We start from the raw sequence: 17347 nt of genomic DNA, 5'->3' as shown, positions 1-17347 counted from the left end.
AGCTCACCCACAAAAGGGTGGTTGTGAGTCTCCGCGGCTGATACATTTGAACCACCTGACGACAATGTTGACAAGATGATTTATGTACCTTAATCCCATCCGTACTTTATGGGGCGATCTGCGTACCCAGTTTCAGGCTGATTTTAAAGTTAATCTGTACGTAGCGACCGCGCTATACATCACGTTGCTTATTGCGATTAACTACGCTGTTGATCTTGAAGATAGCTACATCGACGGCGATCTGACCAACCCCTGGCGACCGCTCATGTATGCAGGTTTATACACGACATCGTACTACGGTGCGGTCTGGCTCTGGACCCATTTCAACCACCGTCCGGATGTATGGCGTAACCCGAAATTCTGGACGTTTAGCCTGACCGGTTTGCTGATTTACTCGTATTACGCTGGCTTTTACGGGTACGCTGCCTGGAGTGAGCGCTTATTCGATGGGCAGCTATACGTTTTTGCCTACAAATGTCTCAGCAACCTGCATTCGGTCGTAACGGTGGCCTTGCCGCTGTATTTATTCTATCGATTTGTCGACCGGCAACCGAGTGGATTTTACGGGATGGTACCGAAGCGCAAAGGCTTAGCCATTTACGGCATGCTCCTGGCGCTGATGGTTCCGCTCATTACCATTGCCTCCTTTCAGCCTGACTTTCTGGAGTCCTATCCAACCTACCGCGGAACCGACGCCGACGAGTTCTTCGGCATACCGGAATGGATTCCGGCCCTGGTTTATGAATTGTGTTATGGTTGGGATTTCATTCCTACGGAACTAGTCTTTCGGGGCTTTCTGGTTATTGGCATGAGTCGGTTTCTGGGTCCAGGGGCTATTTTGCCTATGGTGGTTTGCTACGCAAGCATTCATTTCGGAAAACCGCTGGGCGAAACTATTTCGTCGCTGTTCGGAGGCTATCTGCTGGGGGTACTGGCTTTGTACACACGTAGCATCTGGGGTGGATTACTTATTCATATTGGTATTGCGTGGGGCATGGAACTGGCGGCTTTTCTACAAACAGCGTTGTAGGGATGGTTCGTTGTAAATAGTTGGCTATTAAATAAAAACACCGTTAAATAAGTAGCGTATTTCGGGCAATAACGGATTGTTTTTCTAACTTGAGAGTTCATTTCAATTTGTGCTTTCCGCTATGTCCACCTTTGATCTGGTACTGGACGCGCCAGCCGACACTCCGCTTGGCCGGGGTATCAAACACATTGGAATTGGCAAATACGGTAGTAAGCCGTTGCCGCCTGATCTACTGGCCGAATGTCGGTCGGCGCTGTCCGATCCATCAACACACCCGTTGCAGCGAGGGGCTTTCCTGGGCGCTTTGCTGGCTAAAGGGCCGACGCCGGACGAACGTACACTGGAGGACGTTATCGGGAAAGGAGCGTTTTCGCATCCTACGTTTTTCATCAACAAAGTATGCCCTGAGCTACCGGTTGGTTTACTGCCGATTGCCACCAAACTGGTACGTGGGCATTTGCTCCAGGTTAGTGAAGCCCGTCAACTGGGTGATTATCTGTTTGGGGAGGGCAATTGCGAGAGCTTCCGGGGTATGGCGGCCAGCATTATGCGCGTTCGGCACGAAACGAATGACGAGTACCAGGGGCTGATGGAAGCGGCCGAATCAACCTTTTCGCCGGGATTTGGCCCCATTAGTTGCGCCGACCGGCCGCTGGTCCAGTTGGCTGAGCCCTTCGATGGGGTTGAGAATGGATACCTCATTACACCCATTCTGGCTAAATTTTTTCAGCAGCGGGGATATGGTGCTGTGTCGCTTGTGGGACGATCGGGTGGCCCGAAATTCACACTCAACGCCCATGATCTGTATATGCATCTGGGGTGTCAGTTTTTGCAAAGCAACCACGAACTTGATACGCCCCTCGAGCCCTTTGGCTGGGTGCTCGATCAGAAAGCATTGTCGCCCGCGCTCAACCGTTGGGTGGATCGGCGACGGACAATCATCAAACGACCGTTTCTGGCTACGTTGGAAAAGGTACTCAATCCCTGCCACGCTCAGATCCTGGTAACGTCGGTATTCCATATTACCTACCAGCTCAAAATGGCTGAACTAGCGCTGATTGCGGGATTTGATGCGGCCATTGTGCTCAAACGTGGTTTGGAAGGCTCACTGTCACCATCGACAAGCCGGGCGAGTGGAGTGCTCTGTGCCGTACGGACACCAAAAGGGCATCTGTTCTATCAGCACTTCGATGCTGACCTGCCTGCTTTTGCCCAGTTTCGTACCGAATCCGAAACGCACCACCCTCATCCGCAGGCTTCCGACAATGCCCGGCTGGTTCGCCAGTTCTTACGGACTGGCCACAGCGACGACGCCGATTTTGATAATAGGGTTCGCTTTGCCAAAGCGCTCTATAGTCGTGGGCTCGATTGGATTGAGGGGCAGTTAAAATAGTACGGATCACTACAGGAGGGCGCTTCCCGTCGCTACGTCGTTGGCGACAAACCCGTACCTTTGTGGTTGGCAACTAGCCGTTTTGGCATGACAGACGTAATTATTATCGGCGGAGGTATTGTAGGTTTGGCCACCGCTTTGCAACTGAAGCAGCAACGACCCGGCCTGAGCGTCGTTCTGATCGAAAAAGAACCGGCCGTAGCCCGCCATCAGACCGGCCATAATAGCGGAGTTATTCATTCTGGATTGTATTATAAGCCCGGCAGCCTGAAAGCCACCAACTGCATTCGTGGTTACCGAATGCTCCTCGATTTCTGTGATCAGGAAGGTATTCCCTACGAGCTTTGCGGTAAAATTGTCGTCGCCACAAAGCAGGAGGAAATTAGCCAGCTCGACACGCTGTACGAACGAGGACAGCTGAATGGCTTAGGTGGATTGCGCAAACTGACGTTGGCCGAAATGCGGGAGATTGAACCGCATGTCAATGGCGTAGCGGGCATGTTTGTGCCGCAGACCGGTATCATCGATTATAAGCAGGTCAGCGAAAAATACGCCGAACGATTTCAGGCATTGGGCGGTGAACTGCGCCTTAACGAACGGGTCGAGCAGGTAACCCCTGGTACTAGCCTGTCCATCGTCGTGACGAATAAAGGACGGTATGAAACCAAACTGGTGGTCAACTGCGCCGGATTGTATTCTGACAAGATTGCGCAGCTTACGCAGCCCGGTGGCGTTGATCTGCGGATTGTGCCGTTTCGGGGGGAGTATTACAAGATCAGGCCCGAAAAACACTACCTTGTTCGGAACCTGATTTATCCGGTTCCTGACCCCAACTTTCCCTTCCTGGGCGTTCATTTCACCCGGATGATCCACGGGGGCGTGGAGGCCGGCCCTAACGCTGTTTTGGCGTTTCAGCGGGAAGGTTATCATAAGTCGGACATTGATATAAAAGAATTATTTGAGACGCTCACCTGGCCAGGTTTTCAGAAAGTTGCGGCCAAATACTGGGAAACGGGTCTGGGCGAAATGTACCGTTCGTTCTCAAAGTCAGCATTTACCAAGGCTTTGCAGGCATTGATTCCTGAAATTCGGGAAACCGATCTGGAAAATGGGGGCGCGGGTGTTCGGGCGCAAGCCTGTGACCGTACCGGTGGTTTGCTGGACGACTTTGCTATTCTGGAAAGCGAACGGGCCATTAACGTTTGTAACGCTCCTTCGCCGGCCGCTACGTCGTCGCTATCCATCGGGCAAACGGTTTCAGAAAAGGTGCTGGCGCGGTTCTGATTTTTTTCACAGCAAGGGGCGCAAAGAAAAACTTTACGTTCTTTGCGCCCCTTGCGTAAACCTTGCGCTCTTTGCGTTTAAAACATCAAAACATTGATCCGAAAATCAAGTTCTGCTTAAGACCAAGTTTTAACCAAAATCACATAACGCACCATGAACACTATCAATCAAGTTGACGTACTGAACACGCCTTCCGATTTAGAGGAATCAGGCCGGGAGAAGGTTGTCGAATCGCTGAATCGGCTAGTCGCCGATTTGTTTGCCTTGTATATCAAGACGAAAAACTACCACTGGCACGTTTCGGGGCGTCATTTTCGAGATTACCACCTACTGCTCGACGAGCAGGCCGACCAGATCATTGCAACGATTGACCCGCTGGCTGAACGGGTCCGGAAAATTGGTGGCAACACGATCCGCTCAGTGGCTCACGTAGCGCAATTGCAGCGTGTCAAGGACAATGATGAGGACTTTGTAGCGCCCCGCGATATGCTGGCTGATCTGGTCGAAGAAAACAAGAAGTTGGCGCAGAACATGCGTAACGCGCACGAAGCGGCCGATGATGCCAAGGACGTAGCGACGGCCAGCTTACTGGAAAACTTTATCGACGAAGCTGAGCAGCGGATATGGTTCCTGTTTGAAGCCTCGCGTGAGGTTGCCTAAACTAAAAAAAGAGCTTGGAGGGCGGGTTCCTTTTCGGTCAGACAGCTGAAGAGAAGCCCGCCCTTCGTATGTTTGTTACGTATGAAAGTTCGTCCCAGCGCCCTGATCTGGCGTTCCAACGGAGTAGTTACAGAAATTTTACTGATGCATTATCGCTACGGTGGTCATGATGTGTTTGCCTTGCCGGGCGGAAATCCTGATCGGAACGAAACGTTGCCGCAGACTGTCGCACGCGAGTTGCAGGAGGAATTGGGTGTAACTGCCGATATTGGAGCGATGGTACTGGCCGGCGAGATGCTGTTATCACAACGTAGTGACGATGTACTGCATATTGTCTTTGCCACCAGTAACCTGCAAGGTGAGCCAGCGCTTAATCCTGCCGAAACATCAGCTATCGAAGTGGTTTGGAAACCGCTCGACGAAGTAGATAACCTACACCTATACCCGAATGTCGGCCGACATATCCAGGAGTGGTTCGATAGTGCTATTGACTTAGGCTATGTTGGGCGGATTGAACAGGCTTATTTTGAATAAGGCTGCCGCCAACCATACCAACAGCGCTGGCCAGAAGCCCGTACATCATCGGTGGGTATTCGGTCTTCAGCCAGATGCAGATAAGCCAGACGCCAAAGCCCAGCCCGATAGACGCCAGGCACCCGATAAGGTTGGCTCGCTTCCAATAAATGCCTGCCAGCAGCGGTACAAACAGTGATACCAGACTAAACGCCGACGACTCACCGACTAGGTCAAAAATGTTCATGTCGCGGGCGGTACTCATCCAGACGCAGATGACCGTAATGACCACAACGGCCCAGCGAATAGTACGTAGTAAAGCCTGATCGGTTAAGTTAGGTTTGAAAAACTTGACGATGTTTTCGCCAAAGACGGTTGCCGGAGCCAGAATCGCCCCGCTCGATACGCTTAGAATGGCTGACGTAACAGCGCCAAAAAACAGAATTTGAAGCAATAAGTTACCATGGCGTAGCACCATATTCGGGATAAGCAGTTGGTTGTCGGCAGGTAAATCGGGATGGAGGATTTTGGCGCTTAAGGCAATGAACAGTGGCAACATGGCAATTGTCAGGTAAAGTCCCGATGCCAGATACGACGCCCGCACCGACGTATCTTCTGATTTAGCCGCCATCACGCGTTGAAAAATATCCTGCTGCGGAATCGATCCCAGGCCGATGGTAAACCAGGCGGCAAGGTATTCAATCCAGTCTTTGAACGTATTGTGAGGCAGGAACCGGAAGAAGCCGGGCGGTGTGCGCTGCTCAATCGTTTTCCAGCTGCCAACGTCCTGCCAGAGCATTACGGCCAGCACAACCAGGGCAATAACGATGATGAGGTTATGGAAAAAATCAGTTATCGAAATTGACCACATTCCGCCTAGCAGGGTGTAGATCATCACGATCAGGGCGCTGAACAAAATGCAGTACTCCCGCTCTATGCCAGTCACGACGTTCAGAACAATGCCAATGGCAATCAACTGGGCCGCTATCCAACTGAAGTAGGATGGAATGACAATGATAGCCGACAACAACTCCGCCGACCGCCCGAAACGTCGGTTGAAGTAGTCCGAAAACGTGGTGATGTTCAGTCGATACAACGGCCGGGCAAAGAACGCCCCAACTAGAAACAGACACAGCGCCGACCCGAACGGTTCTTCAATAACGGCTGGAACACCCCCCTCCACGAACATAGCCGGAGCGCCCATGATCGTTTCGGAGCCGAACCAGGTCGCGAACGTAACGGATGCCGCTAGTACTAATGGCAACCGTCGGCCGGCCAGCACGAAATCCTGCGAGGTCGTTACGCGCCGGGCCGCCCACGCACCGATGGCAATGTTGGAAAGCAGGTAGAGGGTGATGAATAGAAGAAGCATGATAGCTGTGTAAACGCAGAGGAACGGAGCAGGCGCAAAGATCGCAGAGAAATAACTCTGTGGCCTCTGCGCCTGCTCCGTTCCTCTGCGTTTAGAGAAAATTATAACCGAACCGTTGCAGGCAGGTACTTCGCGATCAAGTCTTCGTAGTACGGCTTAAGTTCGCTAACGACCGGCGGCTTCGGGCTCTTTGAGTACAGATCGTACGGATTAAACTTCTTCACCCACTCGAACATCGCCCGGTCATGATCGTCCATCAGGTGTTCGTACGCGTGCTCGCGGTGCTGGGCGTAGAACGAGTGATAGCGGATCATGTACAACGCCGGCTCGGGCAGGTAGTCTTTTGTAATCTGGTACAGGTATTCATCGTGGCCCCACGACATGTGTACGTTCTTCAACCCGCAGTTTGGTTCGTAAACGCCGTACTTCGTGTTGTAACGCTCGTCGTACGTATCGGGGTTGTCGGCGAAGAACTCCGGGTAAACAATCTTGTCTGAGTGTGCGCAACCAACCGGGAACGTATCGCCCACAACCGCCCACTGCGGTTCGCCGAACAGACACAGCACTTTACCCATGTCGTGCAGGAAGCCCGTTAAGACAAACCAGTCGGGATGACCGTCGGCGCGAATGGCTTCGGCAGTTTGGAGCAGGTGCTGCAACTGGTCAAGTTCAATGTCGGGGTCGGAGTCATCTACCAGCGTATTGAGGAACTCCATAGCACCCCAAACCGGCATTTCCTTCTTATTAAATTTCAGGAACTCGCGCTCCTTTTCCATGACGAAGTCGTACGTCTGGTACTTGTGGTTAAGCCGGTAGAACTCGCGCACCGTATCGCGACCAGGATTGTCGTAGTTACGGTACTCTTCCTTCGCCTTGTGCTCTGGTTCCGGATAGCGGGTCAGCAGATCGTCTTCCCACTGCTCAAGGCTGGCTAGCGGGCTATGCTCGGTTGGGGTATGTGCTGTCATGAGGGTCAATTTTTGTTTGTAAACTTACTAATTATCAATTGGTTTTTAAACGCAAAGGGTACAGAGCTTACGCAGGGGGCGCAAAGGCTTACCAAAAGACTGTATAAAGGACCGTTAGAATGCCCAGGATCGCTATTGACCCGGCAACGAACGAGGGCGTGACGCGGAACATCTGCTGGTCGACCGCTAAGCCCTTGGCAGTTCGGCGACCGGCTGAGTCGGTCAACGTAATGAGCACCATCATCGCTACGTCGATGCAGAATACCCACATCGTCCGGTGCAGAAAAGGAATCGGGTCGGCTTCTACACCCACAGCAGCCATAATTTCCGGCCAGAATTTCAGTATCGTAGAGAACGGAATCGTCAAAATGGCGACCGCCAAGGCTGCTTTTGTCGTTGTGCGCTTCCAGAATAAACCCAGTAGGAAAATAGCAAAGACGCCGGGCGTAATGAAATTGGTGTATTCCTGAATGTACTGATAAACCTGATCGAACGAACGGAGGAGTGGAGCGACCACAATGGCAATCGCAAACGCAACCACGACGGCGATTCGGCCTACATTGACCAGCTTCTGTTCGGATGCGTTCTTATCGAAAAACTTCTTATAAATGTCGAGGGTGAAAATGGTCGAGATGGAATTGCACTTACCCGCCAGCGACGCCACAACGGCCGCTGTCAAAGCCGCAAATGCCAAACCTTTCATACCGGTTGGAAGTAAATTCATCAGCACCGGATACGCCTGATCGGGCTTAACGGTGCCGTTGACGTCAGTCATGGCCTGCTGGAACGTCCCATTCTGGAACAGCACGAAAGCGGCAATACCCGGAATGACCACAATAAGCGGAATCATCAGCTTCAGGAAAGCAGCAAACAATATACCGCTGCGGGCCGTCTTCAGATCCGCCCCTAATGCCCGCTGAACAATGTATTGATTACAGCCCCAGTACGACAGGTTGTTGATCCACATACCCCCCAGCACCAACGACATACCCGGCAGATCGTCGTAGTACGGATGGCCTTTCTCAAGATACATATGAAAATGACTGTCGGCCTGCTGATGGAGAGCCTGCAAGCCATCCCAAACGCTACTGCCGCCAATTTTATCCGCTACCAGTTGCAACGCCAGATACGTAACGACCAGACCACCGCACACCAGCACGATGACCTGAATAACGTCGGTATAGCCGATCACTTTCATGCCGCCCAACGTAATGAAAATGGCGAAAACGGCCAGCGCGATGGTACACGTATTGAACGAAATGCCCGCCAGCGATTCGATGGCAATGGCTCCTAGGTAAAGAATGGAGGTTAGGTTGACCAGTACGTAGACAATCAGCCAGAAAATGGCCAGAATGGTACTGACCGTATCATTGTACCGCTGCGCCAGGAATTGCGGCATGGTATAGATTTGATTCTTCAGGTAGATGGGGATGAAAAACACGGCTACGATGACCAGCGTAGCGGCTGCAATCCATTCATAGGACGATATGGCCAGTCCCATCGCAAACCCTGAACCGGCCATACCAATAAAGTGCTCGGCCGAAATATTGGAGGCAATCAGTGAGGCTCCTATGGCCCACCATGTTAGTGAACCCTCGGCCAGGAAAAAATCTTTAGTGTTTGTTTCTGCCGTTTTCCGGCGTCGATATACCCAGTAGCCGTAGCTGACAACAACAATGAAGTAGATGAAAAAAACAACGTAATCGGCAAAGGCAAGGTGGTTCATAGATACGGCAGGACTTATCTTCAGAACAAAAAGAAGATACTATTGCAATCTACCGTGTCTGTTCATAAAAAAGCCCGAGCCATAACTGGCCCGGGCTTAACGTAACCCGGACGTAGCCGTCCAGGCTACACTTATACAATCCTCAGCTTCGCAAAGCTCAACAACAACGTACGCTCACCGGCTGTATCAAACTGGATGGTTGCCTTGCGCTCGGTGCCATTAACATCCATGCTCTTCACGATGCCGAAGCCAAACTTCAGGTGTTCAACTTTCATACCCGGAGCCAGCTTCGACGTATCGCTGGGCGCAAAGTCGGCAGACGGGGTATGCGTTGACGTCGGCTGCGGGGCCTGGCGTTGCGCCGTACGTTGGGCCAGTGACCGCACGAAGCTCATGGAGCCGCCCGATGGTGTTTCGGTACGATCTCGAACTTCCCGTTCGGGACGCTCGTAGCCATGAGACTCCTGCGAAATCGACCGCATCCGCGACATCTTCAGGTAGCGCTGGTCCATTTCCATCAGGAACCGGCTCGGTTCGCAAACCTTCAGTCGGCCGTAGTTGTATCGCGTTTCGGCGTAGGACATCGTCAGGCGTTTCTCGGCGCGGGTGATGGCTACGTAGAACAGTCGCCGTTCTTCTTCGAGGTCGTTGCGGCTTTCGAGCATCATCTGGCTGGGGAACAGATCTTCTTCCAGACCAACGATGTAGACGTACTTGAACTCCAGCCCCTTAGCCGCGTGGATGGTCATCATCGTCACTTTGTCATTGTCACCGTCGTCTTCTTTTTCATCGGCGGTGGTCAGCAGCGAAACCGTTTGCAGGAATGCCCCCAGGCTCTTGTCGTCGTTTTCGGGATTGTCGACGAACTCCTTGATGGCGTTCAGCAATTCCTGAACGTTCTCATAACGCGCCAGCCCTTCTACGGTTTTGTCCTCGTATAACTCCTTCAGCAGACCGGACGCCTTCGCAATGTGAGAGGCTACCTCAAAGGCATCTTTTTTGTCCAGAAGAAGCATAAAGCTCTTGATCAAATCGGCGAAGCCCTCGATCGCGATACCGGCCCGGCCCGCTACGTGTTTGGTAATCTCACTAACAATTCCCCAGATCGATTCCTGTTTTTCGGCCGCCAGAACCGCAATCTTGGCTACCGTGGTGTCGCCGATACCTCGCTTAGGCAGGTTAATGATCCGCTTGAAGGCTTCCTCGTCGTTCTGGTTGACCGTAAAGCGCAGGTACGCAATCAAATCCTTGATTTCTTTGCGCTGGTAGAACGACAGGCCGCCGATGATACGGTACTTGATGCTCACCTTCCGCAGAGCCTCCTCGAAAGCCCGCGACTGGGCGTTGGTCCGATACAGGATCGCGAAGTCATTGTTAATGAGCGAGTCGTTCATCTTGGCCTCGAAGATGGACGAAGCGATGAGCCGCCCTTCTTCATTGTCCGACGAGGCTTTGATAATTTCGATCAGCGGACCGTCTTCATTGTCGGTGAAGACGTGTTTTTCCAGTTGGTTTTTGTTCCGGGCAATGATCGAGTTAGCCGCCTGAACAATTGTCTTCGTGGAGCGGTAGTTTTGCTCCAGCTTAACGATCTTAACGTTCTCTTTACCGTAGTCACGCTGGAAGTTCAGGATGTTTTCGATGTTGGCTCCCCGGAACGCGTAGATACTTTGCGCATCGTCGCCCACCACGCAGATGTTCTGGTGTACGGCCGCCAGCTTACGAGTGATGAGGTATTGCGATACGTTGGTATCCTGGAACTCATCGACCATTACATGCTGAAACTTATGCTGATATTTGTGCAGAATGTCCAGGTGGTCGCGGAACAGAACGTTGGTATTGAACAGGAGATCGTCGAAGTCCATGGCATTGGCCTGGAAGCATCGCAGGCTATACTGCTTATAGATCCGGCCGATCTCCGGCATTCGTGCTGATGCATCATCAGCCTGAATGACCGGGTTGTTCAGGTAGTCGTCCGGCCCGATGAGTCTGTTCTTGGCTCCAGAAATCCGCCCGAATACGTTGTTCGCCCGGTACACTTTATCGTCCAGGCCCATCTCCTTGATGATGCTCCGGAGCAACGACTTGGAATCGTCGGTATCGTAGATAGAGAAGTTGCTGGTATAGCCAATCGCCCTGGCTTCAATACGCAAAATTTTGGCGAATACGGAGTGGAACGTACCCATCCAGATATTACGGGCTTCGTTGCCAACCACCTTTTCAATCCGGTGACGCATTTCACCTGCGGCCTTGTTGGTAAACGTCAGGGCCAAAATTCGGAAGGGATCAACGCCGTTTTCGATAAGGTATGCAATGCGGTACGTCAGCACGCGGGTTTTGCCCGAACCGGCACCCGCTATAATCATCAACGGCCCGTTGCCGTGCATGACGGCCTGCCGCTGCGGTTCGTTCAACCCTGATATATAATCAACCATAAGAAGACGTTAGACAATAGATGCTGGACATTGGATCGATACGCTACCGTTCAGAAATCCAATATCCAGCACCTATACAGATAACAATCAAAACTACGAAAAAATTTGCTGAAGGTCAGTAACGATTCCGGCCGGATGCTCCATTGAATAGGAACTGGCAGCAGGTTTCAGGTAGGTGTTGATAAGTGGTCCTAACTTTCAGCCTGAACGTACCGATGATGGCGGAAAGTACAATTTGGCTGATCAGGAATACTCCTTGTACACGTTTTAGTTAGAGAGCTGATAGTATGAAGATCCTCATTATTGAAGATGAAGTTAAAACAATCCAGAGCATTAAACAGGGACTGGAGGAGCACCAATGGGAAGTCGACGTAGCCTACGACGGTACCTTTGGTTATGAACTGGCGACCCGAACGGCCTATTCGCTGATCATATCCGACATTATTCTCCCTGGAATAAATGGGCTTGAGCTATGCCGCAAGCTCCGGGCGGCTCAGGTAGCGACACCGATCCTGATGCTGACGGCGCTGAGTACACTCGATGACAAAATTATCGGGCTGGATGCCGGGGCCGACGATTACCTGGTCAAGCCCTTCGAGTTTCGCGAACTTATGGCCCGGGTCAGAGCACTTACTCGTCGGCAGGGGGCCATTGTTCAGGGCGCGACACTGCTTAAAATTGCGGACCTTGAACTGAACCCGGATACGAAGCAGGTGATGCGGGCAGGTAAGGAAATCGCCCTGACTGCCAAGGAATTTCAGTTACTCGAATACTTCCTGCGTAATCAGGGGCGGGTGATATCGAAGGTTGAATTAGCCGAAAAGCTGTGGGATGTGACTTTCGACACCGGTACTAATGTCATTGAGGTGTACATTAATTTCCTGCGAAAAAAGATTGACAAGAATTTTGAACCCAAGATCCTGCACACGCAGATTGGCATGGGTTACGTCGTCAAGATTCAGTCGTAACGATGAACATACGGACTCGACTTACCGGCCAGTTTGCCTTCCTGGTAACGCTCATTCTTCTGTTTTTTTCGATTGGGGTGTATTTCTTCAGTGAGCTTTACCTGGAAAAGCGTTTTTACAAACGACTTGAGGACCGGGCTATCACCACCACTACGTTGCTTTTTGATGTACAGCGAGCCGATACGACCGTTATTCGACTCGTCGATGCAGCCGTTAAAAATCCGCTGCTCAACGAAACCATCTCGGTTTACAATGAGAAGTCGAAAACCTTTCTGTTCACGACAAACCCGGCCAATAGTCAACTGCACGAACAGATAATCCCAAGGCTGCAACCAGGGGTCGAAACCCAGTATCTTCGACAAAACGAGTATCAGCTTGTTGCTATCTACCTGAATAACACAAAAGGCGGCAACTGGATTATCGTCAGTGGGATTGACCAGCCAGGCAATGATGCGCTGGACGACTTAAAGAAGATTCTGCTGGTTATGGTGCTGGCCGCCATCTTTCTGCTGGGGGTTGTGGGATGGTTCTTTGCGGATCGGGCACTGGCCCCCATGTCGGGAATTATTGAACAGGTGAATGCCATCTATCCTGCCAATGTTGAGAAGCGCGTTGAGCACCCGAATCGCTTTGATGAGATTGGAGCGCTGGTGACTACGTTTAATCGACTACTTGACCGTATTGAACAGGCCATCGATACGCAGAAGATGTTCATTGCGAACGTATCGCATGAGCTGAAAAACCCATTGACTAAGATCAATTCGCAGATCGACGTAGCTCTCATCCAGAAGCGAGACGCCGGTGCGTATGAGCGCACCCTCAGGTCGCTACAGGAGGATACGCGCACCTTAACGCAACTAACCACTACGTTATTGGAGCTGGCGAACGTATCGATTCAGGTCAGCAACGTACCGCTTGAGCCGGTTCGGGTGGATGAACTGCTTTGGGAAGTAAAAACTCACTATCAGGAGTGGCACCCCAATAGCGTGGTTCAGCTTAACTTCATTGACTTCCCGGATGATGAAGAATCGCTGCTTACACAGGGTAACCGGCCTTCTCTGCGTGTTCTTCTGATGAACCTGGTCGATAATGCGTGTAAATTTTCGCCGGCAAAAACGGCTCAGGTTGACTTCAGGGCTCAGGATGGCAAGCTAACAGTCGTTGTGTCGAACGAAGGGCTCCCGATTCCTGAAGCTGATTTGCCTTACATCTTTGAGCCCTTCTTCCGCAGCGACGCAACGGCGCAGTCGAGCAAAGGACATGGCGTCGGCCTGGCTGTTGTTGCTCAGATAACCCAAATGCACCAAGGCAGCATTTCAGTAAGCTCCACGACCGGGGGCACGGCGTTTACACTTACGCTGGCCAGCCTCGGGCAATTTTAAGGTAAATTTAAAGTGAGATTAAGTCCGCATTAAGTTGCGTGTTCTTGTTTTGTGCAGTCACTTTCGGGAAGACAATGGAAGTAGAAGCGACATCAGCTAAACAGGGATTGGTAACCATGGCTATTGCGGCCCTGGTGGGTATCACGGCCCTGCTGGCTTACCTGTTCATGGATTCCCGGAATGAAGCGCTGGAAGTACAGAAGCTGCTGGCGGTCAAAGTGGAACAGTTTGCTTCTACGCAACAACGGCTTGATTCCATTTCAACCGTACTCGACCAGAAGTTAGTAGAGGTTCGTCGGCTTGGCGGTAGCGTTGCTGCGCTGGAACAGATAAAGTGGCAGTTAGAGAACGACAAGAAAAAGCTAAAGTCTGATCTCTCTTTTTCGATTCAACAATACAACCTGAAGATAAAAGATTACAAGAATTTTCTGGCCCAGAGCGAGTTTGACCTGCAAAAGCTCCGGGACGAAAATGGCTTGCTGCGGAGCAGAACCCGGGCACTCGAAGAGGAAAAGCAAAACGTACTCAGCGAGAACGAGGGGCTGAAGACCGAAAAAGAGGCATTGACACAGACACTGGCCGACTACTCGCTTCAAAACGCCGAGTTGAAGAACCAGGTAACGTTAGCGTCGGCCATGAAAGCGGTTAACGCGGAGGTAATCGCGCTCGCAGCGAATGGGAAAGAACGCCGGGGAGGTAGCTACAAAGCGTCGCGGATCGACCGGCTGAAAATATCATTCATCATGCCATCTAACGCGGTGGCGGTGAAGAACGACAAAGACATTTACATACGCATACTCGATGCTAACGGGGCTGTTGTCAGCGAAAGCGGAGTAGGCGGTGTGATACCTTTTGAAGGGCGGGAAATTGGCTACAGCATCCGACAGACCGTACCTTTTGAGAATAACGATCAGGAAGTAAACATACTTTTCCGTAAGGAAAGCGCCTTTAAACCAGGTAACTACACCGTAGAGATCTACGCAGAGGGCTTCCTGATTGGTGATACCCGCTTTGACGTCAAGTAGTTGAGCGGATTGGACACGCAAGTCAATTTTAATTTAAACCATAAATCAATCAAGTTATGAAAAAAGTAGTAGCAGCCAGCGCGTTACTCGTTGCGCTTACCGCCTTCGCAGCCAATGCTCAATCGACTAACTCATCGAACAACTCTACTTCTGGTACCTCAACTGGTACGCAAAGCTCAACGGCTACGAGCGGAAGTTCGTATGGTAGCCAGGGCAGCTCAACATCGTCAGGCACTATGTCGACAAGCCCAACGACTACTGGTAGCACCAGCGGGTCAATGACGGCAACATCAGGTACAACGACTGGTAGCTCGTCAACAACCGCTACACAACAGCCGAAAAGCAGCACCAGCGGTAACCCTCCGCGTCGTTAGTTCGCTGACGTAAGCATTTTTTACAGTGAGAGTCCGGTTGAAGGCACAGTCCTTTGCCGGACTCTTTTTATTAATCTGATTTCGATAAACCAGACAAATGCAACAATCGCTGACTACCGGGGAGGGAGGATTGTAAAGAGTTCTACATTCAGGCTGGCTGTTTCCAATTGCTTAGGATACAGAATAATGAAACTATTGCTTTCAAAATAAGAAGTCAGGTAGTAGGGTAGCTTGTCGAGATGCCCACTGTAGGAAGGATGCCCTTTGCGCGACGAAATAATCATGAACAGATCGTTGGGCTTGATTTCGCGGCCGAGGATCAGAAAGTCGCTCCAGTTCTGAAACTTTTTGAAAGCGATCCGAAGTGAACTGGTGCTACGGTGGCTGATCTTCTCCAGATGGCGTATGGTATCCGGATGGGCGTAAAACAGCATATCCAGGCCCGCTTCCCTGGCTAGGTTTGTGATTTTATCGTACCAGTGCCCAAAACCCGGTTCTAGTTCGGCTTTAGGTGGAACCGCCACTACCATCCGTTGGAGCGTATTTAACGGCTGGGTCGTTTTATAAATGTAAATGGTTTCCGGCACCCGCTTCAGGATCTGCTCAGCAATGGGGCCGAAAAATTCATTCGCGCCTGCTTCGTGATGCAGACCGATAACAACGTCGGTAATGTTCTGTTCCTTAATGGTGTAGATAATCCCATTGCTGATGTTAGCGTCAAAACGGGTAATCGGAATAAGCTCGTTGTCGGTAGCGGCTGCGTGCCTTAGCGCCAGGTCCAGCATCTTTTTTCCGGCGATACGGCCGTTCTGGTTGTCCTCTTCATCCACAACGTGCAAGGCGTAGAGCAGTGCGGTGCTTCTGGCTGGTTTCAGCATCAGTCCCAGGTTGACCAGGTCGGTTACCGTTTCGGGGTAAGCCAGCGAGATCATTATTTTTTCGGCAGTGTCGGGGGTAATACGTCCTTCTTCTTCACTCAACAGCGCAATTCGGCCAGAGGCTTTCTCGACCGTGAGCGAACTGATGGTACATGTTATGAGAATCAACAGGATCGTACCGTTCAGTACGTCCTCGTTCAGCAGCCGAATCGGTTCGCCGGTGGCGGTTTCGCCCGTGATGATGTTATAGCCTACCAGTACGATGGCCAGCGTAGCGGCTGCCCGGGCGTTACTCAGGCCGAAAATCAGTTGGCGCTCTTCACCACTTAGCCGGAAGGTTTTCTGGGTAAGCCAGGCAGCTAGGTATTTGGCTAAAACAGCAACACCAATCATGATGGCCGCTACCTTGAGGGCACCAAGACCGTTAAACAGCACCCGAATATCGACCAGCATGCCGACGCCAATCAGGAAGAATGGTATGAACAGAGCATTACCAACAAAATCGATGCGGTTCATCAACGGAGACGAGTGCGGAATAAACCGATTGAGGGCCAAACCTGACAAAAACGCACCGATAACGGCCTCTAACCCGGCGGCTTCGGCTAAAAATGCGCCCAGAAACACCAGGGCCAGCACAAAGATGTACTGCGAGATGTTGTCGTTGTATTTTTTAAAAAACCAGCGGGCAATGAGCGGAAACCCGAACAGCACGATAGCGGCAAAAATCACGAACGACACAATAAGCCGTATCCAGAAGGCAGAACTAATGTCGCCTTTCGTCATTCCAACGATGGTGGCCAGCACCAGCAGTGCCAGTACGTCGGTGATCATGGTTCCCCCGATGGTTAGGGTTACTGCCGGGTTACGTGTGATGCCGTAACGACTGACAATTGAGTAGGCCAGCAGCGTATGTGACGCGAACATACTGGCCAATAGCAATGACGTGAGTAAGGTATAATCCAGCCAATAGAATGCGGCCAGCGTACCCAGAACCATCGGAATCAGAAACGTGTACAAACCGAAGGTAATGATCCGGTTGCGGCTCTTCCGAAATTCTTCCAGGTCAATCTCTAACCCGGCCATAAACATAATGTACAACAGCCCGACCGTACCGAACAGCACGATGCTGCTATCTCGCCGGAGCAGGTTCAGACCATACGGGCCAATGATAATACCCGAAATAATCAGCCCGATGATGTGCGGAATCCGAATGCGATTGAAAAGGATGGGCGCAAACAGGATGATAAATAATACCAGCGAAAATATAATTACCGGGTTTTTCAGCGGCAGCGAAAAATCCAGATCTGCAATAAGTATCATGCTGATTGGACAAGGGTGA

Annotated in this window: 14 protein-coding genes; 9 read left to right on the top strand and 5 right to left on the bottom strand. The window is 51.4% G+C overall.

What is annotated here, in order from left to right; all coding sequences use genetic code 11:
- The first annotated feature begins 82 nt into the window (after positions 1-82).
- From BN8_RS25710 to BN8_RS25690, 5 genes are all read left to right on the top strand, one after another.
- Positions 83-1030, top strand: a complete 948-nt coding sequence (locus BN8_RS25710) for a CPBP family intramembrane glutamic endopeptidase (protein ID WP_009284874.1) — start codon at positions 83-85, stop codon at positions 1028-1030.
- Positions 1031-1151: 121 nt separating this feature from the next.
- The gene (locus BN8_RS25705; protein ID WP_009284873.1) at positions 1152-2423 is read left to right on the top strand and encodes a hypothetical protein; all 1272 of its coding nucleotides are present in this window, start codon (positions 1152-1154) and stop codon (positions 2421-2423) included.
- A gap of 87 nt (positions 2424-2510) precedes the next feature.
- Complete coding sequence (lhgD, locus tag BN8_RS25700; protein ID WP_009284872.1) at positions 2511-3707, top strand: L-2-hydroxyglutarate dehydrogenase; 1197 nt, start codon at positions 2511-2513, stop codon at positions 3705-3707.
- A 153-nt stretch (positions 3708-3860) separates the two neighbouring features.
- Positions 3861-4367 carry a Dps family protein gene (locus BN8_RS25695; RefSeq protein WP_009284871.1) on the top strand — a complete coding sequence of 169 codons (507 nt, stop codon included), beginning with the start codon at positions 3861-3863 and terminating at the stop codon, positions 4365-4367.
- A gap of 81 nt (positions 4368-4448) precedes the next feature.
- Complete coding sequence (locus BN8_RS25690; RefSeq protein ID WP_009284870.1) at positions 4449-4901, top strand: NUDIX hydrolase; 453 nt, start codon at positions 4449-4451, stop codon at positions 4899-4901.
- Here BN8_RS25690 and BN8_RS25685 read toward each other — a convergent pair.
- From BN8_RS25685 to BN8_RS25670, 4 genes are all read right to left on the bottom strand, one after another.
- Positions 4852-6252, bottom strand: a complete 1401-nt coding sequence (locus tag BN8_RS25685; RefSeq protein ID WP_009284869.1) for a high affinity choline transporter 1 — start codon at positions 6250-6252, stop codon at positions 4852-4854. The two genes, BN8_RS25690 and BN8_RS25685, sit on opposite strands and share 50 nt — an antisense overlap.
- Before the next feature lie 101 nt (positions 6253-6353).
- The gene (locus tag BN8_RS25680; protein WP_009284868.1) at positions 6354-7220 is read right to left on the bottom strand and encodes an inositol oxygenase family protein; all 867 of its coding nucleotides are present in this window, start codon (positions 7218-7220) and stop codon (positions 6354-6356) included.
- A gap of 88 nt (positions 7221-7308) precedes the next feature.
- Positions 7309-8946 (bottom strand): sodium/sugar symporter, encoded by a 1638-nt coding sequence (locus BN8_RS25675; protein ID WP_009284867.1) that lies wholly within the window; start codon positions 8944-8946, stop codon positions 7309-7311.
- A gap of 131 nt (positions 8947-9077) precedes the next feature.
- On the bottom strand, positions 9078-11381 hold the full coding sequence (locus BN8_RS25670; protein WP_009284866.1) for an ATP-dependent helicase: 2304 nt from the start codon (positions 11379-11381) through the stop codon (positions 9078-9080).
- A 287-nt stretch (positions 11382-11668) separates the two neighbouring features.
- On the opposite strand from BN8_RS25670, the gene BN8_RS25665 reads away from it, so the two are divergent.
- From BN8_RS25665 to BN8_RS33015, 4 genes are all read left to right on the top strand, one after another.
- Positions 11669-12349 carry a response regulator transcription factor gene (locus BN8_RS25665; RefSeq protein ID WP_009284865.1) on the top strand — a complete coding sequence of 227 codons (681 nt, stop codon included), beginning with the start codon at positions 11669-11671 and terminating at the stop codon, positions 12347-12349.
- 2 nt (positions 12350-12351) lie between these two features.
- Complete coding sequence (locus BN8_RS25660; RefSeq protein ID WP_009284864.1) at positions 12352-13731, top strand: HAMP domain-containing sensor histidine kinase; 1380 nt, start codon at positions 12352-12354, stop codon at positions 13729-13731.
- 74 nt (positions 13732-13805) lie between these two features.
- The gene (locus BN8_RS25655) at positions 13806-14756 is read left to right on the top strand and encodes a DUF8428 domain-containing protein (RefSeq protein ID WP_009284863.1); all 951 of its coding nucleotides are present in this window, start codon (positions 13806-13808) and stop codon (positions 14754-14756) included.
- Positions 14757-14812: 56 nt separating this feature from the next.
- Entirely contained in the window at positions 14813-15130 is a 318-nt protein-coding gene (locus BN8_RS33015; protein WP_144051807.1) for a hypothetical protein, read from the top strand.
- A gap of 113 nt (positions 15131-15243) precedes the next feature.
- Here BN8_RS33015 and BN8_RS25645 read toward each other — a convergent pair whose 3' ends face one another.
- Positions 15244-17328 (bottom strand): cation:proton antiporter, encoded by a 2085-nt coding sequence (locus tag BN8_RS25645; protein WP_009284861.1) that lies wholly within the window; start codon positions 17326-17328, stop codon positions 15244-15246.
- Positions 17329-17347 lie beyond the last annotated feature (19 nt).

This window comes from Fibrisoma limi BUZ 3 (genome assembly GCF_000296815.2).
GTDB lineage: Bacteria > Bacteroidota > Bacteroidia > Cytophagales > Spirosomataceae > Fibrisoma > Fibrisoma limi.
The sequence above is the reverse complement of the archived record's forward strand: the minus strand, read 5'-3'. Positions and strand labels throughout refer to the sequence as shown.

Coding starts and splice junctions, on each gene's coding strand:
- BN8_RS25645 (WP_009284861.1), bottom strand. CDS start 17,328: ATGATACTTATTGCAGATCTGGATTTTTCGCTGCCGCTGAAAAACCCG.
- BN8_RS25685 (WP_009284869.1), bottom strand. CDS start 6,252: ATGCTTCTTCTATTCATCACCCTCTACCTGCTTTCCAACATTGCCATC.
- BN8_RS25695 (WP_009284871.1), top strand. CDS start 3,861: ATGAACACTATCAATCAAGTTGACGTACTGAACACGCCTTCCGATTTA.
- BN8_RS25665 (WP_009284865.1), top strand. CDS start 11,669: ATGAAGATCCTCATTATTGAAGATGAAGTTAAAACAATCCAGAGCATT.
- BN8_RS33015 (WP_144051807.1), top strand. CDS start 14,813: ATGAAAAAAGTAGTAGCAGCCAGCGCGTTACTCGTTGCGCTTACCGCC.
- BN8_RS25660 (WP_009284864.1), top strand. CDS start 12,352: ATGAACATACGGACTCGACTTACCGGCCAGTTTGCCTTCCTGGTAACG.
- BN8_RS25690 (WP_009284870.1), top strand. CDS start 4,449: ATGAAAGTTCGTCCCAGCGCCCTGATCTGGCGTTCCAACGGAGTAGTT.
- BN8_RS25655 (WP_009284863.1), top strand. CDS start 13,806: ATGGAAGTAGAAGCGACATCAGCTAAACAGGGATTGGTAACCATGGCT.
- BN8_RS25705 (WP_009284873.1), top strand. CDS start 1,152: ATGTCCACCTTTGATCTGGTACTGGACGCGCCAGCCGACACTCCGCTT.
- BN8_RS25670 (WP_009284866.1), bottom strand. CDS start 11,381: ATGGTTGATTATATATCAGGGTTGAACGAACCGCAGCGGCAGGCCGTC.
- BN8_RS25675 (WP_009284867.1), bottom strand. CDS start 8,946: ATGAACCACCTTGCCTTTGCCGATTACGTTGTTTTTTTCATCTACTTC.
- BN8_RS25710 (WP_009284874.1), top strand. CDS start 83: ATGTACCTTAATCCCATCCGTACTTTATGGGGCGATCTGCGTACCCAG.
- BN8_RS25680 (WP_009284868.1), bottom strand. CDS start 7,220: ATGACAGCACATACCCCAACCGAGCATAGCCCGCTAGCCAGCCTTGAG.
- lhgD (WP_009284872.1), top strand. CDS start 2,511: ATGACAGACGTAATTATTATCGGCGGAGGTATTGTAGGTTTGGCCACC.